The sequence below is a fragment of the Telluria sp. ZB4P37 genome (genome assembly GCF_059685855.1).
Map to the genome: position 1 here is coordinate 630886 of NZ_JCASID010000002.1, position 19152 is coordinate 650037.

At 63.5% G+C, this 19152-nt stretch carries 17 protein-coding genes and 1 pseudogene; 3 read left to right on the forward strand and 15 right to left on the reverse strand.

Annotated elements, in window-relative coordinates:
- Positions 1–32: 32 nt before the first annotated feature.
- The 15 genes from AC56K1_RS07230 to ubiE all read right to left on the reverse strand — a co-directional run bounded on the left by AC56K1_RS07230 (position 33) and on the right by ubiE (position 16332).
- Positions 33–2429 (reverse strand): 3-hydroxyacyl-CoA dehydrogenase/enoyl-CoA hydratase family protein, encoded by a 2397-nt coding sequence (locus tag AC56K1_RS07230; protein WP_497157150.1) that lies wholly within the window; start codon positions 2427–2429, stop codon positions 33–35.
- Positions 2430–2591: 162 nt separating this feature from the next.
- Entirely contained in the window at positions 2592–4382 is a 1791-nt protein-coding gene (locus AC56K1_RS07235; protein WP_497157151.1) for an acyl-CoA dehydrogenase C-terminal domain-containing protein, read from the reverse strand.
- A 50-nt stretch (positions 4383–4432) separates the two neighbouring features.
- The gene (locus tag AC56K1_RS07240) at positions 4433–5047 is read right to left on the reverse strand and encodes a TetR/AcrR family transcriptional regulator (RefSeq protein ID WP_497157152.1); all 615 of its coding nucleotides are present in this window, start codon (positions 5045–5047) and stop codon (positions 4433–4435) included.
- A 238-nt stretch (positions 5048–5285) separates the two neighbouring features.
- Positions 5286–5666 (reverse strand): RNA-binding S4 domain-containing protein, encoded by a 381-nt coding sequence (locus AC56K1_RS07245; protein WP_497157153.1) that lies wholly within the window; start codon positions 5664–5666, stop codon positions 5286–5288.
- 8 nt (positions 5667–5674) lie between these two features.
- Positions 5675–6835, reverse strand: coding sequence for a cardiolipin synthase ClsB (clsB, locus tag AC56K1_RS07250; protein ID WP_497157154.1), 1161 nt, complete (start codon positions 6833–6835; stop codon positions 5675–5677).
- A 16-nt stretch (positions 6836–6851) separates the two neighbouring features.
- A complete protein-coding gene (locus AC56K1_RS07255) occupies positions 6852–7661 on the reverse strand; it encodes an endonuclease/exonuclease/phosphatase family protein (RefSeq protein WP_497157155.1) in 810 nt (269 codons plus the stop codon).
- A gap of 73 nt (positions 7662–7734) precedes the next feature.
- The gene (gene nudB / locus AC56K1_RS07260; protein ID WP_497157156.1) at positions 7735–8187 is read right to left on the reverse strand and encodes a dihydroneopterin triphosphate diphosphatase; all 453 of its coding nucleotides are present in this window, start codon (positions 8185–8187) and stop codon (positions 7735–7737) included.
- Between the two features lie 112 nt (positions 8188–8299).
- Positions 8300–10096, reverse strand: a complete 1797-nt coding sequence (aspS, locus tag AC56K1_RS07265; RefSeq protein WP_497157157.1) for an aspartate--tRNA ligase — start codon at positions 10094–10096, stop codon at positions 8300–8302.
- An 85-nt stretch (positions 10097–10181) separates the two neighbouring features.
- Positions 10182–10769, reverse strand: coding sequence for a DUF502 domain-containing protein (locus AC56K1_RS07270; protein ID WP_497157158.1), 588 nt, complete (start codon positions 10767–10769; stop codon positions 10182–10184).
- 57 nt (positions 10770–10826) lie between these two features.
- Entirely contained in the window at positions 10827–11150 is a 324-nt protein-coding gene (locus AC56K1_RS07275; RefSeq protein ID WP_497157159.1) for an FmdB family zinc ribbon protein, read from the reverse strand.
- Positions 11151–11647: 497 nt separating this feature from the next.
- On the reverse strand, positions 11648–12268 hold the full coding sequence (locus AC56K1_RS07280) for a methyltransferase (RefSeq protein WP_497157160.1): 621 nt from the start codon (positions 12266–12268) through the stop codon (positions 11648–11650).
- The gene (gene ubiB, locus AC56K1_RS07285; RefSeq protein ID WP_497157161.1) at positions 12255–13847 is read right to left on the reverse strand and encodes a ubiquinone biosynthesis regulatory protein kinase UbiB; all 1593 of its coding nucleotides are present in this window, start codon (positions 13845–13847) and stop codon (positions 12255–12257) included. The genes AC56K1_RS07280 and ubiB overlap by 14 nt, the downstream gene beginning before the upstream one ends.
- A 13-nt stretch (positions 13848–13860) precedes the next feature.
- Positions 13861–14490, reverse strand: coding sequence for a ubiquinone biosynthesis accessory factor UbiJ (locus tag AC56K1_RS07290; RefSeq protein ID WP_497157162.1), 630 nt, complete (start codon positions 14488–14490; stop codon positions 13861–13863).
- Between the two features lie 113 nt (positions 14491–14603).
- The gene (locus tag AC56K1_RS07295) at positions 14604–15578 is read right to left on the reverse strand and encodes a Tim44 domain-containing protein (RefSeq protein WP_497157163.1); all 975 of its coding nucleotides are present in this window, start codon (positions 15576–15578) and stop codon (positions 14604–14606) included.
- 19 nt (positions 15579–15597) lie between these two features.
- On the reverse strand, positions 15598–16332 hold the full coding sequence (ubiE, locus tag AC56K1_RS07300; protein WP_497157164.1) for a bifunctional demethylmenaquinone methyltransferase/2-methoxy-6-polyprenyl-1,4-benzoquinol methylase UbiE: 735 nt from the start codon (positions 16330–16332) through the stop codon (positions 15598–15600).
- A 166-nt stretch (positions 16333–16498) separates the two neighbouring features.
- On the opposite strand from ubiE, the gene AC56K1_RS07305 reads away from it, so the two are divergent.
- The 3 genes and pseudogenes from AC56K1_RS07305 to AC56K1_RS07315 all read left to right on the forward strand — a co-directional run.
- Positions 16499–16702: a hypothetical protein gene (locus AC56K1_RS07305; RefSeq protein ID WP_497157165.1), complete on the forward strand. Its 204-nt coding sequence runs from the start codon at positions 16499–16501 to the stop codon at positions 16700–16702.
- 127 nt (positions 16703–16829) lie between these two features.
- Positions 16830–18164, forward strand: coding sequence for a sigma-54 dependent transcriptional regulator (locus AC56K1_RS07310; RefSeq protein ID WP_497157166.1), 1335 nt, complete (start codon positions 16830–16832; stop codon positions 18162–18164).
- A gap of 403 nt (positions 18165–18567) precedes the next feature.
- Positions 18568–19152, forward strand: a pseudogene (locus AC56K1_RS07315) (hypothetical protein); the annotation flags it as partial.

The following is a 19152-nucleotide window of genomic DNA, read 5'->3' on the forward strand; positions in this document are numbered from 1 at the left end:
TAATCCTGTTCTGTTCGCGCTCAGTGGCCTAATTAGTTACGGACGGGCTTACCGGTCTGCATCATGCCCATGATGCGTTCCTGCGTCTTCGGGTTGGCCAGCAGCTCGATGAAGGCCTTGCGCTCCATGTCGAGCAGCCACTGTTCCGATACCACGCTGCCCTGGTCGACGTCACCGCCGGTCACGATCTCGGCGATCATGTCGCCCAGCTTGTAGTCGTGGGCCGAGATGAAGCCGCCGTCGCGCATGTTGACCAGCTGGCCGCGGATCGTCGCCCAGCCGTAGCGGCCGGTGACGGTGACCGGACGGCGGCTTGGTGCGCGGTAGCCGGCGTCGAACATGGCGCGCGCGGTGGTTTTCGCCACGTGCAGCAGTTCGTACGGGTTAAAGACGATGACGTCGTCCTCCTTCAGGTAACCCATGGCCTTCGCTTCCAGGGCCGATTTCGACACCTGCGCGGTGGCCGCATTGGTGAAGCCGGTCTTCAGGAATTGCAGGATGTCGTTGCCCTTGGCTTCCGTGAAGGCGCGCACTGCTGCTTCCTTCAGGCCGCCGCCGGCCGGCACCAGGCCGACGCCAACTTCCACCAGGCCGATATACGACTCGATCGAAGCCACGCGCTTGGAAGCATGCAGCATCATCTCGCAGCCGCCGCCCAGCGCCAGGCCCGCAACCGCGGCCACCACTGGAATGTTCGAATACTTCATCTGCATGAAGACGTTCTGCAGGTCACGGACCATCGGGTCCATCGCCTTGGCGCCGCCCATCATGAAGGCCGGCATGGCCGACTGCAGGTCGGCGCCGGCCGAGAACGCGCCGCCTTCGGCCGCATCGGTATTCCAGATCACCAGGCCCTTGTAGCCTTTTTCGGCTTCCGCCATGCCGCGCTGCAGGCCTTTCACGACGCCTTCGCCGATGACGTGCATCTTGGTCTTGAGCGAAATGACCAGCACTTCGTCGTCCGCATGCCACAGGCGCACGGATTCGTCTTCGAACACGGTGGTGCCCGAGGTTTTCGGATCAACCGCGGTGGAACCGAGCACCGGTGCGCGGAACTGCTGGCGCTGGTACACCGGCAGGTCGGATGCCGGGACGTAGGCGTTCTTCGACGCCGAGTACGAACCCTCGGCGGTGTGCACGCCCTTCTCTGCGACCTGGCCTTCGAACACCCAGGCTGGCAGCGGCGCGTTGGTCAATGCCTTGCCGCTGTCGATGTCTTCTTTCACCCACCGGGCGATCTGGGTCCAGCCGGCGGCTTGCCAGGTTTCGAACGGGCCGACGCTCCAGCCGAAGCCCCAGCGCATCGCGAAGTCGACGTCGCGCGCGTTGTCGGCGATGGTGTCGAGGTGGACGGCGATGTAGTGGAAGGCATCGCGGAAGATCGCCCACAGGAATTGCGCCTGAGGGTTGGTCGATTCACGCATGGCCTTGAACTTCTTGACCGGGTCTTTCTCTTTCAGGATGCGGGCCACGATGTCGGCAGCTTTTGCGCCGCCTGCGACGTATTCGCCGGTGGCGAAGTCGAGACGCTGGATCTCCTTGCCGACCTTCTTGTAGAAGCCGCCGCCGGTTTTCTGGCCCAGGGCGCCCTTCTCGATCAGCTTGGCCAGCACGTCAGGGGTCTTGTACAGGCTGAAGAACGGGTCGTCCTGCAGCGTGTCCTGCATGGTCTTGATGACGTGGCCCATGGTGTCCAGGCCGACGACGTCGGCGGTGCGGAAAGTGCCCGACTTGGCGCGACCCAGCTTCGCGCCGGTCAGGTCGTCGACCACGTCCACGCTCAGGCCGAATTTCTCGGCTTCATGGATGGTGGCCAGCATGCCAAAGATGCCGACGCGGTTGGCGATGAAGTTCGGGGTGTCCTTGGCGCGCACGACGCCCTTGCCCAGGGTCGAGGTCAGGAAGGTCTCGAGCTGGTCGAGGATTTCAGGACGGGTGCCGGTGGTCGGGATCAGCTCGACCAGGTGCATGTAGCGCGGCGGGTTGAAGAAGTGCACGCCGCAGAAGCGCGCCTTCAGTTCGTCATCGAAGCCTTCGGCCAGCTTGTTGATCGACAGGCCCGAGGTGTTCGAGGCGAAGATCGCGTTCGGGGCGATGTGTGGGGCGACCTTCTTGTACAGGTCGTGCTTCCAGTCCATGCGCTCGGCGATGGCCTCGATGATCAGGTCGCAGCCCGCCAGCACCTCGAGGTTGTCCTCGTAGTTGGCCACTTCGATCAGGGCCGCGTCGTCCTTGTTGCCCAGCGGGGCCGGCGACAGCTTTTTCAGGTTCTCGATGGCGCGCAGGACGATACCGTTCTTCGGACCTTCCTTTGCCGGCAGGTCGAACAGCACGACCGGCACTTTGGCGTTCACGCAGTGCGCAGCAATCTGCGCGCCCATCACGCCGGCGCCCAGCACGGCGACTTTTTTGACGATGAAATTGGACATTCTTGAATCCTTTTTAGTACCCGTTAACTTTGCTCCGTCATCCCCGCGCAGGCGGGGGTCCAATTCTGCATGCGTTATCGTAGTGCCGGCAAAACTGGGTTCCCGCCTTCGCGGGAACGACGGACTAGGGCCGCGGGTCGGTTGAGTAGCTACGTGATGTTCTTAGAACAGGTCTGCGTCCAGCGCCAGCAGATTGGCCGAACCCGAACGGGCCTGGCGGATCAGCATCGCGGTTTCCGGGTACAGGCGGGCGAAGTAGAAGCGGGCAGTATGCAGCTTGGCGACGTAGAACTTGTCGTCCGAATCCTGCTTGGCCAGCGCGATCTTTGCCATCTGCGCGAAGAAGTAGCTGAACACCAGGTGGCCGACCACGCGCAGGTAAGGCACGGCGGCGGCGCCGACTTCGTCCGGGTTCTGGAAGGCCTTCATGCCGATTTCCATGGTCAGCTTGGTGACCTTCTCACCGAGCTCGCCCAGCGGGGTCACGAATTCCGACATCGACTCGTCCAGGCCGTTCTCTTCCACGAAGGCCTTGATCTTCTCGCCGAAGGCGCGCAGCTTGGTGCCGTTGTCCATCAGGATCTTCCGACCCAGCAGGTCGAGCGACTGGATGGTGTTGGTGCCTTCGTAGATCATGTTGATGCGGGCGTCGCGCACGTACTGCTCCATGCCCCACTCGGCGATGTAGCCGTGGCCGCCGTAGACCTGCATCGCTTCCGAGGTCGCGATCCAGCCGTTGTCGGTGATGAAGGCCTTGACGATCGGGGTCAGGAGCGCGACTTCGCCGGCGGCTTCCTTGCGCACCGCTTCGTCCGGGTGGTTCAGCTCACGGTCGATCTGCAGCGCGATGTACGAGGTCAGTGCGCGCGCGCCTTCGGCAAACGCCTTCGCGGTCAGCAGCATGCGGCGCACGTCCGGGTGCACGATGATCGGGTCGGCCGGCTTGTCCGTTGCCTTCGGGCCCGACAGGCTGCGCATCTGGATACGGTCTTTGGCGTACACCAGCGCGTTCTGGTAAGCCACTTCGGTCAGGCCCAGCGACTGCATGCCCACGCCCAGGCGGGCGGCGTTCATGAACACGAACATCGCCTGCAGGCCCTTGTGCGGCTGGCCGATCAGGGTGCCGACTGCGCCGTCCAGGTTCATCTGGCAGGTCGAGTTGCCGTGGATGCCCATCTTTTCTTCGATGGCGCCGCAGGCGATGCCGTTGCGCTCGCCCACCGAACCGTCGGCGTTGACCATGAACTTCGGCACCAGGAACAGCGAGATGCCTTTCGAGCCTTCCGGTGCGTCCGGCAGGCGTGCCAGCACCAGGTGGACGATGTTCTCGGACATGTCATGCTCGCCGGCCGAGATGAAGATCTTCGAGCCGCTGATCTTGTAGGTGCCGTCGCCCTGGGGCTCGGCCTTCGAGCGCAGCAGGCCCAGGTCGGTGCCGCAATGCGCTTCGGTCAGACACATGGTGCCGGTCCACTCGCCCGAGACCAGCTTGGGCAGGAACAGCTTCTTCTGCTCGTCGGTGCCGTGCTCTTTCAGGCATTCGTAGGCGCCGTGCGACAGGCCCGGGTACATGGTCCATGCCTGGTTCGACGAGTTCAGCATCTCGTAGAACGAATTGTTCAGCGAGACCGGCAGGCCCTGGCCGCCGTATTCCGGATCGCATGCCAGCGCAGCCCAGCCGCCTTCGACATACTGTTTATACGCTTCCTTGAAACCCTTCGGCGTGCTGACGGCCTTGGTGGCGGCGTCGAAATGGCAGCCTTCGCGGTCGCCCGAATGGTTCAGCGGGAACAGGACTTCCTGCGTGAATTTCGCACCTTCTTCCAGCACCTGGTTGATGATGTCGGCGTCGATTTCCTGGTAAGCAGGCAGGTTCTTGAACTCTTCGCTGACGTTGAGGAATTCGTGCAGAACGAACTGCATATCCCGGATTGGCGCGACGTACTGACCCATGGTTTTCTCCTGAACGAAGGTGATGTGTTGTTTGACTGTTGGCGAAGTAACTACTGCGCCGGGGTGCCCGCAGGCGTGGGATTGCGATAATTCTCAATGAGCCGCTCGAAGCCGCGGCGTGCGCGCTCGACCGAGCCGGGCATGCGCAGGAAGCGTGCATCGTGGTGCAGGGCCAGGATCAGCCCGTACATTTCATACACCAGCTGTTCGGCATCAGTGTCGGGACGCAGGTGGCCGATTTCGATGGCCTGGCGCGCGCTGCGCTGCAGTGCGCCCTGCCAGGCCTGCACCATCGACACCAGCTCTTCGCGGATCGGGCCCGGACGGTCGTCGTACTCGACGGCGCCGCTGATATAAATGCAGCCGGACGCGATCTCGACCGACACGCGCTTGAGCCAGCGGTCGAACATCGACTCCAGGCGCGGCAGGCCGCGCGGCTCGAGCACGCTCGGGAAGAACACTTCCTGCTCGAAGCGGTGGTGGTAGAGCTTGACGACTTCCAGCTGCAGGTCTTCGCGCGAACCGAAATGCGCGAACACGCCGGATTTGCTCATGTTCATCCGGTCGGCCAGCAGGCCAATGGTCAGGCCTTCCAGTCCGTCGCGGCTGGACAGCTCGAGCGCCACGTCGAGAATTGCCGCTCGCGTGAGTTCGCCCTTGCGCATGAATTTTGCTGAAGTAGTGATAACGGCCCCTGAATCGAAAAAATCCGAACGCTCGTACTATTATCTACCGGGCGTGAAATGTCAAACGGGAACTTAGAGGCGAAGTTCTATTGATGCAAGACAACGGCAGGTGGAGGAACCAGCCTGGCGAGGATAACGTTGCCGCAGATGTAAAGGTAACGCATTTTTGGACGGTCGTGCGTTGATTTTCGTGGGGTGAGCGGCAAAGCCGGCCGCCCTAGGAACCGGCCTTCTCGATCGCCCGGCGGTCGCGCTTGGTCGGCCGCCCCTTGATCTCCAGGCTGGGCTCCGGGAACAGCCGGCGCGCGGTCTTGTCGTTCTCGCGTTTGGCGATGCTCTCGTCGGTCTCGAAATACAGCTCGCGCGCGACCGGCGCCGGGCCGCGTTTGTCGGAGATGGCGGCGACGATCACTTCCCAGCGGTCCGAGCCGTTGTCGATGACCAGCTTGTCGTTGAGCTTCACGTTGCGGGCCGGCTTGACCGGTTCGCCGTCGATGCGCACGCGGCCGCGGTCGATCGCATCGGTCGCCATCGACCGCGTCTTGAAGAAGCGCGCCGCCCATAGCCATTTATCGAGTCGTACGTTGTTATCTTCCATGATCATTCCTATGCGTAGCCGATCGCGAAGATCCGCATCACCAGTTTATACAACAGGTAGGCCGCGCCATAGCTCGCACGCTTGCACCAGCCCGTGTGCGCGAATTCCTGGGCGCACACCGGCACCCCGTCCGCGATGCCGCGCTCGATATGCGCGCGCATGGTGGCGGCGAACTTCTGGTCGAGCACCACCACATTGGCTTCCTGGTTCAGAAACAGCGACAGCCCGTCGCAATTGCTCGACCCGACCGTGGCCCAGTCATCGTCGACCACGGCGACCTTGGCATGCAGCTGGGTCTTGCGGTACTCGACCACCTTGATCCCGTCCGCCAGCAGTTTCGGGTAGAAGGAATGCGCCACCGCGTCCTGGATGCCGAACTCCCCTACCCCGATCAGGAGCGTCACCTCGACGCCGCGCCGCGCGGCATGGGCCAGCGCCTTGCGGAACTTGCGTCCCGGCGCAAAATACGGGGTAGCCAGCAGCACGCTGTGCCTGGCGCGTCCCAGGGCCTGCAGGTAGGCGCGCTGGATCGTGGAGCGGTTGCGCAGGTTGTCGCGCACCACGAAGGCGGCACGCGCCGGATAGGCGCAGGACGTCGGCGGCCGCTTGCGCGACTCCTTGAACAATTCGAAGCGCTGCTTGAGCCCCAGGCGGCCCGCACGCAGCCACTGGCCGCGCGCTTCGTCGTGGATCTGGGCCACCAGCGGCCCGCGCACTTGCACGGCGAAATCCCAGCGCGGCGCGGCCAGGCGCTGGTGATCGGCGTGGTCGCAGCGCATGTCGTCGTTGATGTTGATGCCCCCGACGAAAGCGACCTCGCGGTCGATGACGGCGATCTTGCGGTGTGAGCGCGCGATGCCGCGCTTGCACCAGGGGTTGAAGACGCGGTACTGCACGCCGGTGTCGGCGAAGGCCAGCCCCAGGCGTGTCGCGGGGCGGTGCTCGGTGCCGATCCAGTCGACCAGCGCGCGCACCTTGACGCCGCGGCGGTCGGCGCGGATCAGGGCGTCGCGCACGGCGTGCCCGGTCTCGTCCTCGGCGAAGATATAGGTTTCGAACAGGACCTCATACCGGGCCGCGTCGAGGGCTGCGATCAGCGCCGGGAAATAGGCGGTGCCGCTCTCGAGCAGGGTGACGTCGTTGTTGTCGACAAAGGCGACTGAGCGCATGGACGCTGTAAGGCCACTAACTAAGCTGGAGTTCCGCCACGATCGGTGCGTGGTCGGACAGCTTGGCCCACAGCGGGCCGTGCATCACTTGGGCGTTATCGACCTGGAAGCCGCGCACGTAGATACGGTCGAGGCGGAACCAGGGCAGCATGGCCGGGAAGGTACGCGCCGGGGCCAGGCGCGGCGCGCGGCCGGCCCAGCTGCGCACCATGTCGCCCATCGGCGACTTCGGCGTGAGCTCGTCGAACACCTCGACCACGCCGAGCGCGTTGCGCAGGCGATCGCTCAGGGTGTTGCGCCAGTCGTTGAAGTCGCCGGCGATGATCACCGGCTCGCCATGCGAGGAGGTGTTGACGTGGTCGATCAGGGCCGCCGTCTGGCGCCCGCGGCCGCTTTCAAACAGCCCCAGGTGCACCACGTAGCAGTGCACCCGGCCGGCGGGCGTCTCCAGCACACAGTGCAGGATGCCGCGCTGCTCGTAGGCGTGATCGGAGATGTCGTGGTTGTGCGAGTTCTCGATCGGGAAGGCGCTTAGCAAGGCATTGCCGTGGTGGCCGTGGTCGTAGACGGCGTTCATGCCATAGGCGGTATGGTGCTCGTCATCGGCGAAATACTCGTGCTGTGCTTCCTCGGGCCAGTGGTGGTGGGCGATATCCTGCTTGCCGTAGCGCTCGAGGTGGCGGTCGTGCCGCCCTTGCACTTCCTGCAGGAAGACGACATCGGCATGGAATTCGGCGATTGCCTTCTTCAATGCGATCACTCGCGGCGTACTGCGCAGCGAGGAGACGCCTTTGTGAATGTTATAGGTAGCCACGCGAATCTTCATGGGAACATTCTAACAACATCGCGCCCCGGCCAAGCGCCAACCGGCCCCAATCGTGCGCTTGTATGGAAACAGCTTAAAAGGACATATGCCGCGGCAATTGGAGGATTGCCTCGGCGTTCGAGGACGAGAAGCAGCGGTCGGCCGCTTCCAGGAGCGGCAGCCAGGCATGGTTCAGGTGCTCGCGCGGGCTCAGGACGATCGGGATATCGCGCGGCACGCAGACCGAGAACACGTGTTCGGTATTGTGCGTGACGCCGGGCGCGTAGCGATGGCGCCAGACCGGGTAGATCTCGTAGACGTTGGACAGGCGCCAGTCGTGCAGGCGGATGGTATCGCCGTCGGCCTGGATGCCGGTCTCCTCGAACAGTTCGCGGGCGGCGGTGTGTTCAAGGGGTTCGTCAAGTGTGTCGAGCGAGCCGGTGACCGATTGCCAGAAACCCGGACGGTCGGCGCGCTCGATCAGCAAGACCTCCATGGCGGAGGTGTGGATGATGACCAGGACCGATTCGGGGATTTTATGGGGCATGGGACCAGATGAACAAACGCGGGCAGAACCGATGACCGGTCGTGCCCGCGTTGGTGGAACGCGCGGTCGGCGGAGCGTGATCTGGTCCACTGGACCAGATCACCCCTATGGTTTAAGCAACCTTCGGTTCCGTAGCACGCAGGCGGATGTGCAGCTCTTTCAGCTGCTTCTCGTCCACTTCCGACGGCGCGTTGGTCAGCAGGCACTGGGCGCGCTGGGTCTTCGGGAAGGCGATCACGTCGCGGATCGATTCCGAACCGGTCATCAGGGTGATGAGGCGGTCCAGGCCGAAGGCCAGGCCACCGTGCGGCGGCGCGCCGTATTGCAGCGCGTCGAGCAGGAATCCGAACTTCAGCTGCGCTTCCTCTGCATCGATTTTGAGAGCGCGGAACACCTTGCTCTGGACTTCTTCGCGGTGGATACGGATCGAGCCGCCGCCCAGTTCCCAGCCGTTCAGGACCATGTCGTAGGCCTTGGCGATACAGGCGCCAGGGTTGGTTTCCAACATGTCTTCGTGGCCGTCTTTTGGCGCGGTGAACGGGTGGTGGGTCGCGGTCCAGCGGTTCGATTCTTCGTCGTGCTCGAACATCGGGAAGTCGATCACCCACAGCGGAGCCCAGACGTCGTCGAACAGGCCGGCCTTCTTGCCGAATTCCGAGTGGCCGATCTTCACGCGCAGCGCGCCGATAGCGTCGTTGACGACCTTCGCCTTGTCCGCGCCGAAGAAGATCAGGTCGCCGTCTTGCGCGCCCGTCAGTTCCAGGATCCGGGCCAGCACTTCGTCGGAGATGTTCTTGACGATCGGCGACTGCAGGCCGTCACGGCCTTTTGCCTTCTCGTTGACCTTGATGTAGGCCAGGCCCTTGGCGCCGTAGATCGCGACGAACTGGGTGTAGGCGTCGATTTCCGAACGCGGCATCGAACCGCCCTGCGGCACGCGCATGCCAACCACGCGGCCACCGGTCATGTTGGCGGCCGAGTTGAAGACCTTGAACTCGACCGACTTCATCAACTCGGTCAGTTCGGTGAATTCGAGCTTGACGCGCATGTCGGGTTTATCGGAACCGTACATGCCCATCGCGGTGGCGAAGTCCATGACCGGGAACGGGTTCGGCAGGTCGATGCCGGCGGCGTTCTTGAAGACGACGCGCATCATGTCTTCGAACAGGTCACGGATTTCCTGCTCGGTCAGGAACGAGGTTTCGCAGTCGATCTGGGTGAATTCCGGCTGGCGGTCGGCGCGCAGGTCTTCGTCGCGGAAGCACTTGGTGATCTGGTAGTAGCGGTCGAAGTTCGCCACCATCAGCAGCTGCTTGAACAGCTGCGGCGATTGCGGCAGCGCGAAGAAGTTGCCGGCGTTGACGCGCGACGGCACCAGGTAGTCGCGCGCGCCTTCCGGGGTCGACTTGGTCAGCATCGGGGTCTCGATGTCGATGAAGCCCAGGTTGTCGAGGTATTTGCGCACTTCCATCGACACCTTGTAGCGCAGGCGCAGGTTGTGCTGCATCTGGTTGCGGCGCAGGTCGAGCACGCGGTGGGTCAGGCGGGTGGTTTCCGACAGGTTGTCGTCGTCCAGCTGGAACGGCACCGGCACCGACGCGTTCAGCACTTCGACGGCGCTGGCGTTGATCTCGATCTTGCCCGACTTCAGGTTGGCGTTGACAGTGCCTTCCAGGCGGTTGGTCACGGTGCCGGTGATACGCAGGCAGTATTCGTTGCGCACGTGCTCGGCGGCCTTGAACACGGCGGCGTTGTCCGGATGGCAGACCACCTGCACCAGGCCTTCACGGTCGCGCAGGTCGATGAAGATCACGCCACCGTGGTCGCGGCGACGATGCACCCAGCCACACAGGCTGACGGTTTGGCCCAGCAGTTCCTCGGTGACGAGGCCGCAGTAGTGAGTACGCATGGAGGACATAGTTTTCGTTCCAGGTTGGTTGGTTCGTTTAAGGCCGTAGGCCGTGTTCTTTGCTTGTTCTGTGCTGCTCGTCGAACTACTCGGGAGCGACGACGCCCATCGAGACGATGTGCTTGAGCGCCGCGTCGACCGACATGTTCAGTTCCACGACCTTGCTGCGTTCCATCATCAGGAAGAAGCCCGAGGTCGGGTTCGGGGTGGTCGGTACGTACACGCTCACGTAGTCGCCCACCAGGTGGTTCTTGACGTCCCCGCCCGGTACGCCGGTGAGGAAGGCTATCGTATAGGAATCCGCGTGAGGATACGGAATCAGGACCGGCGTGCGGAACGCATTGCCCGAGGACGAGAACAGCGTGTCCGACACCTGCTTGACGCTGCCGTAGAGCGAGCTGACCACCGGGATGCGCTTCATCACGCGGTCGCCCACCTTCACCACCCAGCGGCCGACCAGGTTATTGGTCAGCAGGCCGGTGACGAACACGATGGCCAGCGTCAGCACGGCGCCCACGCCCGGCACGTCGCGGCCGAACATGGTACGCGGCTGCCAGGCATGCGGCACGAACAGCAGCGACTGGTCCAGCGTGCTGATGATCAGGCTCAGCACCCAGGCGGTGATCGCCAGGGGCACCAGCACCAGCAAGCCGGTCAGGAAATATTTGCGCATCGAATTCACTTGTTCTTATGGGTGTGCGGCCCTCGCGGGCCACAGCGTTTGCGTGACTCAGGCGCCGCCCTTGTCGCCGCCGCTCGCCACGGCCGGAGCCGGGGTGCTGCTGGCGGCTGCAGTGCTGCTGCCCTCGCTTGACGGGACCGGCGGGGTGGTCGAAGCTGCTCCTGCGGCAGTACCCGTCGCGGGCGCATTACCGCCCCGGAAATCGGTGACATACCAGCCCGAGCCCTTGAGCTGGAAGCCGGCCGCCGTCACCTGTTTCTTGAAGGCGTCCTTGCCGCACGACGGGCAGACCGTCAGCACCGGATCGGAAATTTTTTGCAGTGCATCTTTGGTAAATCCGCATTCATCGCAGCGGTAGGCGTAAATCGGCATCTCGTTACTCCGCAAAAATCTACAAAACCCTGAATTATAAAGCTTTTGCGTGAAGTCTTGCCCGTTTGGGCTACAGGGGCCGCCGCGGTGGGGCGGCAATGGTCCCTTGCCATGCGGTGCAGGTGTTGTTTTTCTTCATCGTCAATAACTGTTTCGTTTGCTCAATAGCAGCTCTGGGTGATTAAATAGCATCTTTCCTAACGACATGTGGGAGTAGAGCAAGCTCTGCTGTCCAAAGTTGAAGAAGAAACAGAAGATTGCGCGGTGCTGCACCGCCGCTGGTCCGTAAAAGAACGCTGTACTTCAAAGAGCCCGCGCATGCGGGCTTTTCTTTTTGGCGATGCGTGTAACGTAACGCTACCGGTGCTTTTGAATTCGCAGGGTAAGCCGGTCTCCCGTCCGCGCGTTCAACCAGCAGATAAAAAGCCCGTGCGTCAGTTCTTGGTTGGTTTGAACGCGTGGGCAGGAAACTTGCCCACGCTACGATGCGCGTCTGATCACAGGTGCGGGGCAAGTCTTAGCCACACCATCCAACGCTCTTTGCCCGCAAACACCGGAATCGAATCTTCAACCGCGGCATCCTCGACACACTCGAAATACGGCCCCATCAAGGCATCCAACTCTTCACGCCCGATCCCGAACGGCGGCCCTTTGAGCGCCTCGTCAAAAAAGAAAAAGCCCCCTACCCTGCCACCCGGCGCCAACAGCTCAGCCCAGCGCGCCACGACCTGCGGCCGCATGGCGCGCGGCAGCGCGCACAGGAAGGCGCATTCGTAGATGAAGTCGAGCGCATGCGCCGGTTGCCAGGCAAAGAAGTCGGCCCGGACCACGCGTGCGCTCCACTGCCCCGCCAGCGCCTTGCCGCGCGCGACGGCCACGGGCGCGAAGTCGATCGCGGTCGCGTCCCAACCGGCTTCGCACAGGTAGGCCAGCTCATACGCGCTGCCGCAGCCTGGAATCAGGGTGGTCAGCGGAGGATTGCGGGCGGCGAAAACGCGCAGGGATTGCGGCACGCCGCCGCGGTCCCAGGGCGTGAACTCCCTGGTGAAGCGCTCGTCCCAGAATTGCGGGCTGAGCGGGTCGCGGTTGTCGAAGCTGGGGACTTCAGCCGCCGCCATAGATGAAGAACCAGCCGATTGCCGCCATGCCCAGGCTGCCCGCCACCAGGCCGAGGAAGGTCATCAGGCCCAGCAGGCGGTTGGTGCGGCGTTGCTCGGCCAGCACCATGGCCATGATGTCGGCATTCGACATCGGGTGGCCGCCGGTGTTGCCGATACTGGAGTGGGAGTGGTGCTCGAGCGCCTGGTGCAGCAGGCGCGGCAGTTGCGGGAAGATGTGGGCGTAGCGCGGCGCTTCGGCGCGCAGGCGCTCGACCATGCCGCCCCAGCCGACCTGCTCGCCCATCCAGCGCTCCAGATAGGGCTTGGCAGTCTTCCACAGGTCGAGTTCGGGGTCGAGCTGGCGGCCCAGACCTTCGATGTTGAGCAGGGTCTTTTGCAGCAGCACGAGCTGGGGCTGGACTTCGACATTGAAGCGGCGCGAGGTCTGGAACAGGCGCAGCAAAATTTGGCCGAAGGAAATATCCTTCAGCGGACGGTCGAAGATCGGCTCGCAGCAGGCGCGCACGGCGGATTCCAGCTCGTCCACGCGGGTATTGCGCGGCGCCCAGCCCGATTCGATGTGGGCCTCGGCCACGCGCTTGTAGTCGCGCCGGAAGAAGGCCAGGAAATTCTGCGACAGGTAATCCTTGTCGAAATCGGTGAGCGTGCCGACGATGCCGAAGTCGAGCGCGATGTAGCGGCCGAAGGTTTCCTTCTCGACCGAGACCAGGATATTCCCCGGGTGCATGTCGGCATGGAAGAAGCCGTCACGGAAGACCTGGGTGAAGAAGATTTCCACGCCGTCGCTCGACAGCTTTTTCAGGTCCACGCCTTCCGCCGCCAGGCGGTCGATCTGCGACACCGGGATGCCGCGCATGCGTTCCATGACAATCACGCTGCTGGAGCAATAGTCCCAGTGCATCTCCGGCACCATCAGCAAATTCGAATTGGCGAAGTTGCGGCGCAACTGGCTGGCATTGGCCGCCTCGCGCATCAGGTCGAGCTCGTCGTGCAGGTATTTGTCGAATTCGGCGACCACTTCGCGTGGCTTCAGGCGCCGGCTTTCCGACCAGACGCGCTCGATCAGGCGCGCGGCCAGGTCCATCAGGGCCAGGTCTTCGTCGATGGTCTTCTTCATGCCGGGACGCAGCACCTTGACCGCGACTTCCAGCCCGTTCTTGAGCGTGGCGAAGTGCACCTGGGCGATCGAGGCCGAGGCCACCGGGGTGCGCTCGAAGCTGGCGAATAGTTCGTGCGGGTGGGCGCCGAGCGAGGCGGTGATCTGGGCAATGGCCAGGTCGGAATCGAAAGGCGGCACCTGGTCTTGCAGGAGCGAAAGCTCGTCGGCGATATCCTGGGGCATCAGGTCGCGCCGGGTCGACAGCACCTGGCCGAACTTGATGAAGATCGGGCCTAGCTCTTCGAGCGCCAGGCGCAGGCGGATCGCACGCGGCGAGGTGATGCGGCGCCAGAAGAACACGGTATTCATGAAGCGCGCGGTGCGCGGCGCCTGCAGGCTCGTCACCGCGATCTCGTCGAGGCCGTATTTGGTGGCGATGGTGAGGATTTTTACCAGGCGCAGGAATTTCAATATCATCAGCTATCCGAAGTCAGTGTTCGCTTGGCGTTGGGGCGGAAACAGCCTGCGCCAGGCGCGCTTCCAGTTTCGCGATGCGCTTGGCGGTGCGCTCGACGTCGTCGCGCAGGCGCACCACGTCGGCGGCGAACTCGCCGACCTGGGCCGGGCGCACCAGTACCGGGCGCTCCTCCAGCAGGAATTCGGCCACGTTCTCGGCCAGCCGGCGGCCGGCGCCCAGCACACCCTCGGCCGCGCCGCGCGAGCCCTGCACCAGGCGGCGCGCACCGAGCGGGCCGATGACGCCTTCCAGGTCGTATTCGGCATCCCAGCGCAAGCCCTTGGACAGGGCCGAGATGGTGTTGGCAAATTCCGCATCGCCCTCGATCTTCACGTAGGAAAAGGCGCGGTCGCGGTTCTGCGCGATCAGCGGCAGGTCGGTCAGCTTGACGCGGATGGTCACGTTGGCCGGGACATCGCCCTGGCTGCTCTCGAGCATGCCGTCGCGCGCCACGCGCAGGCGCAGCTGGAACTGGCCGGTGTCGATGCAGGCTTCCTTGCCGGCGTGACGGACGAGCGCATCGCGCGCCCAGGCTTCCTGGGCCAGCAAGTGGTTGATCGTGGCGACCGCTGGGGTCGACAGCATGGTGGAGCTCGGGAACATGGCGGCACACGTTGTTGAAAAAAAACCGCCCGGTAGATACGCGGGCGGTTTTGATCTTACCAGTTTGCCGGGCACAAACCCGGCAGCACAAGAACTTTACTAAAAAATAATTCTTATTGCACTTGCTGGATACCGGCCAGAACCCATCCGCCATTGCCCGAGAGCGGCTTGGACATGTTCCAGACCTCCACGAAAGGCTCGGCCGGCGCATTCGGAGCGGTGCGGATCATGCCGTTGAACTGCACGCTGGCCAGGTAGTCGGTGGCGGTGGTCTCGATGCCCAGCAGCTGGCCGTCGATGCTCACCACGTCGGTGAAGTCGGCCACGCCGCCGCGTTCCTGGATCTGCATCGTGAGCTCGGCGAAGACTTCCGGCGTGGTGAATTCACGCAAGTCGTTGGTGTCGCCGCGGTCCCAGGCCGCCTGCATGCGGATGAACGAGGCTTGCGCGTGGCGCAGGAAGGCGGCCTGGTCGAAGTCGCCCGGCACGCCCCACTGGTTGTGCGCAGCGCCGCTTGCCGCGCCTGGCTTGCCGAGGGACACACCGCCCCCGTGTTGCTGGCCCTGGAAGCCGACCGGCTGGCGCAGGCTGGAGCCGATTTCCGGGGTGGCTACCGAACCGGCGGCGACGCCGGCTGGCTGCGGATTGGCGTAGCCGCCGAAGGCCGGGTTGGCCGGGGTGTCCTTGCGGCGGAACATGCGCACGATGAACATCACGGCCAGCGCCAAGAGGCCGATCATCAGGATGGCCGAGATCGCGCTGGCGAAGGCGCCGCCGATGCCGAAGTGCGACAGCAGCGCGCCCAGGCCCAGGCCCAGCAGGGCGCCGCCGAGCAGCCCCTTCCACATGCTCGGGCGCGCCGTGCGCGCGGCAGCGGCTGCGCCGGCGGCACCGGCGGTGGCCGGCACGGCCGTGGGCTGGCGCTGCTGGAAGCCAGGGCTTGGTGCGGGCGCCGGCGCCGGCATCCTCTGCACCGACTGCGACTGGCGCCCGAACGAGCGCTTGCCGCCCATCGGGCGCGCGGTCGCTTCCGCAATCATCGACACGGCGGTGACCGCCAACAGCATTGTTGCCAGAAATTTTTTCATGGTCGTGTTCCTAGAATAATTACAGTTTGATGCCGGTGTGCAGCGCAGCCACACCCGCGGTCAGGTTGTGATACTGGACCCGCTCCAGTCCCGCATCGATCATCATCGTCTTGAGCGTGTCCTGGTCCGGGTGCATGCGGATCGATTCGGCGAGATAGCGATAGCTCTCGGCGTCGCCCGCAATCTTTTGTCCCAGCCAAGGCAGCACCGAGAACGAATACACGTCGTACGGTTTCTGCAGCGGCGCGATGACTTTCGAGAACTCCAGCACCAGCAGCTTGCCGCCGGGCTTGAGCACGCGGCGCATCTCGGCCAGTGCCTGGTCCTTGTGCGTCATGTTGCGCAGGCCGAAAGCCACGCTGACCCGGTCGAAATAATTGTCCGGGAACGGCAGCTTCTCGGCGTCGCACAACAGAGTTGGGGTCACCAGGCCCTTATTCAACAGGCGATCGCGGCCGACGCGCAGCATCGACTCGTTGATGTCGGTGAGCCAGACTTCGCCCGTGCGGCCCGCCTGCCTGGCGAACGCCTTGGCCAGGTCGCCGGTGCCGCCGGCGATGTCGAGCACCTTGAAGCCCGGGCGCACGCCCGCCTGGGCGATCGTGAACATCTTCCAGGCACGGTGCAGGCCGGCCGACATCAGGTCGTTCATGACGTCGTATTTGGCGGCGACCGAATGGAAAACCTTGGCGACTTCCTGGACCTTCTGGTCCTCGGCGACAGTCTTGTAGCCGAAGTGGGTGGTATTCGTCATATATGAGGGCGGTGGTGGGTTGCCAACATTATACAAGCTGGCCCGTTCAGGCTACGCGCGTTGCCCCGTGTCCGGGGTGCGCACGAATGAGAGTGAGCCTGGGGGAAAAAGTTGCCTCATGTATCGTCCCAATGCAACCCAATACCGGACACCGGGCTCTCATCCCATGCGTATCCGTACCCGTCTCCTGGTCCTCGTGCTGTCGGTCCTGGTGCCTTCGTTCATCGCGGCGGTGCTGGCTGATCGACATCGAGGACGGCAGCTATTGAACGCGGCATTCCGTAATGCATTGATTCCTACGAGAATTTTTGCGATGCAGATTACCAACTCGGCAATGGTCGTGCGCCGGAAAGTTGCATTTTCTGTTTAAATAGCAGTCATACGTTGCCGGACCCGATCCGGCACCACTGCGGGTAATTCCGTTAGAGCACCCCGCCCTTCGGCCGTCTAGCGCCATCCGCATTGCCAACAAAAATCAATAACAAACGAGGTATATAGTGTCGGTAAAACGACTGTTATGCATATCGAATGAAGGCAATGCAGGCGTGTACGCCGCCTGCGGCGAATTGCGGGGTTGGGACGTGTGCACGGTGGACAGCTTCCAGGCCGCGCGCAAGGTGTTGGCACAGCAGCATTACGCGGTCGGGCTGCTGCTCGACGGTAACGGCAGCCTCGAACACGACGATGCCGAACGTTTTCTGCAACAGCATCACCACATCCGCTGGATCGGCGTGTTCGGCTCCGACCTCCTGCACCGTCCGCAGCTGCGCCAGGCCATCGCGACCCATTTGTGCGACTTCCATACCCGGCCGGTCGACATGGTGCGCCTGCACCATTCGCTCGGCCACGCCCACGGCATGGCCATGCTCACCAAGGGCACGCCGCCGCACAAGCGCCGGGCCGGCACGCGCCATATCGACGGCCGGTCGGTGGTTATCTGCCGCCTGCGAGCCCACATCGACAAGATCGCCGCGGTCGACGCGCCGGTGCTCATTTCGGGCGAAAGCGGCAGCGGCAAGGAACTGGCGGCCCAGGAAATCCATGCGCAGTCGCCGCGCGCCGGCGGGCCTTTTATTGCAGTCAACTGCGCGGCCATTCCGCCCTCGCTCATCCACACCGAGCTGTTCGGCTACGACCGCGGCGCCTTTACCGGCGCGGCGAAAGAAAAGCAGGGCTTGATTGAGGCAGCCTCGGGCGGCAGCATTTTCCTGGACGAAATCGGCGACCTGCCGCTCGACCTGCAGGCCAGCCTGCTGCGCTTCCTGCAAGAGCGCACCATCTACCGGGTCGGCGGCACCCGCAGCATCGCGGTCGATGCGCGCGTAGTCACCGCCACCCACGTCGACCTGCCCAAGGCCGTGGCCGCCGGACGCTTCCGCGAAGACCTGTATTACCGTCTGAGCGTATTCCCGATCCGGGTGCCGCCGCTGCGAGAGCGCAAGGACGACCTGCCCCTGCTGACTGAGCTCATCTTCGACAAGTTCTCCGATGAGAAAAGTCCGCAATTGAAAGGTGTCAGCAAGCAGGCGATGCGCGCCATGATGCAGCACAACTGGCCCGGCAATGTCCGCGAACTCATCAACCGCATGCGGCGCGCCATGGTACTGTCCGAGCACCGCCTGATCATGCCGGAAGACCTCGAGCTCCCGGGTTCCGACGACGCGATCATCCTGCGCGACGGCCTCGACACGACGCGCGGCAGCGCCGAGCGTAACGCCATCTGGAACAGCCTGGCACGCTGCGGCAACAACATCAGCCAGGCGGCGCGCGACCTCGGTGTCTCACGCATGACGCTCTACCGTTTAATGGCCAAGCACTCGATCGCGCCCTGAACGTCAGGCGCTGCCGCCCGGTTTGCCGCGCTTCTCCCCGCTAGTGCCCGCTTCTCCCCGTTTTAGCCTTCCGCACCACCCCTGCGCGCCTGATTCCACCCTACCTCCCCGTATTGCCTGCCATCAGGTGGGCTGCATCACTTTGCCCAGAACTACTCACGGATTGATACAGTCTCGTGACAATACCGTCACAACTGTCTCAAGCCTGTGACACTTATTTTCTGACTTGTTGAATTACCTCATCAACATGCTCCCACCAGTCTGCCGCCTGTAAAAACCGTCAATTTAATCAAAGACTTGCGCGACAAAGCCAAGCTGGCACGGTAACTGCTAATAGACGGGTGGACCGATTGTCATATTGACACCGGGCATCTCAACTTTGAACACCTCAGGGGAGTAACAGATGAAGCGCACTATTCTGGCAACCGCGATCGCTCTGGCATTCGGCATGGCACAAGCTCAAGACACCGGCAACTCCGTGAACAACGTTCGTGGCGGCAATACGCAGACCTCGACCAACACCACTACCCAGACCACCACCAACACGGATAGCAGCACCAACGACAGCTCCAACCAGAACCGCAGCTCCGGGAATGCCCGCGCTTCGGAAGTCGGTGCAGCTGCAGCCAACAACGGCGCCACGTCCACTTCATCTGTTGCAAACTCCTTCAACACCTCGACCGCCAGCTCGACCAGCACCCTGACCGGCAACGTCAGCGGCAACAGCATCTCCGACATCGGCAACTCTTCCTATAACACCGGTAACGCCAACGGCGCCTCGAGCTCCGGCGCACGCGGCGGCGACGGCATGGGCGGCAACGCACGCGGCGCTGCCGGTGCATCGGGCGGCGACGCTGCCGGCGCCAACGGCGCACGCGGCGGCGACGGCGCCGGCGCGACCAGCGGCTACGCGGCCAACGGCACTGCATCGGTCGGCAACGCCTCGGGCGCGGCCGGCGGCGAAGGCGGCGTGGCGCGCGGTGCGACC

What these genes read in the sequence shown, in the direction of transcription:
- AC56K1_RS07230 (WP_497157150.1), bottom strand. Translation starts at nt 2,429, where the DNA reads ATGTCCAATTTCATCGTCAAAAAAGTCGCCGTGCTGGGCGCCGGCGTG.
- AC56K1_RS07235 (WP_497157151.1), bottom strand. Translation starts at nt 4,382, where the DNA reads ATGGGTCAGTACGTCGCGCCAATCCGGGATATGCAGTTCGTTCTGCAC.
- AC56K1_RS07240 (WP_497157152.1), bottom strand. Translation starts at nt 5,047, where the DNA reads ATGCGCAAGGGCGAACTCACGCGAGCGGCAATTCTCGACGTGGCGCTC.
- AC56K1_RS07245 (WP_497157153.1), bottom strand. Translation starts at nt 5,666, where the DNA reads ATGGAAGATAACAACGTACGACTCGATAAATGGCTATGGGCGGCGCGC.
- clsB (WP_497157154.1), bottom strand. Translation starts at nt 6,835, where the DNA reads ATGCGCTCAGTCGCCTTTGTCGACAACAACGACGTCACCCTGCTCGAG.
- AC56K1_RS07255 (WP_497157155.1), bottom strand. Translation starts at nt 7,661, where the DNA reads ATGAAGATTCGCGTGGCTACCTATAACATTCACAAAGGCGTCTCCTCG.
- nudB (WP_497157156.1), bottom strand. Translation starts at nt 8,187, where the DNA reads ATGCCCCATAAAATCCCCGAATCGGTCCTGGTCATCATCCACACCTCC.
- aspS (WP_497157157.1), bottom strand. Translation starts at nt 10,096, where the DNA reads ATGCGTACTCACTACTGCGGCCTCGTCACCGAGGAACTGCTGGGCCAA.
- AC56K1_RS07270 (WP_497157158.1), bottom strand. Translation starts at nt 10,769, where the DNA reads ATGCGCAAATATTTCCTGACCGGCTTGCTGGTGCTGGTGCCCCTGGCG.
- AC56K1_RS07275 (WP_497157159.1), bottom strand. Translation starts at nt 11,150, where the DNA reads ATGCCGATTTACGCCTACCGCTGCGATGAATGCGGATTTACCAAAGAT.
- AC56K1_RS07280 (WP_497157160.1), bottom strand. Translation starts at nt 12,268, where the DNA reads ATGGCGGCGGCTGAAGTCCCCAGCTTCGACAACCGCGACCCGCTCAGC.
- ubiB (WP_497157161.1), bottom strand. Translation starts at nt 13,847, where the DNA reads ATGATATTGAAATTCCTGCGCCTGGTAAAAATCCTCACCATCGCCACC.
- AC56K1_RS07290 (WP_497157162.1), bottom strand. Translation starts at nt 14,490, where the DNA reads ATGTTCCCGAGCTCCACCATGCTGTCGACCCCAGCGGTCGCCACGATC.
- AC56K1_RS07295 (WP_497157163.1), bottom strand. Translation starts at nt 15,578, where the DNA reads ATGAAAAAATTTCTGGCAACAATGCTGTTGGCGGTCACCGCCGTGTCG.
- ubiE (WP_497157164.1), bottom strand. Translation starts at nt 16,332, where the DNA reads ATGACGAATACCACCCACTTCGGCTACAAGACTGTCGCCGAGGACCAG.
- AC56K1_RS07305 (WP_497157165.1), top strand. Translation starts at nt 16,499, where the DNA reads ATGCGTATCCGTACCCGTCTCCTGGTCCTCGTGCTGTCGGTCCTGGTG.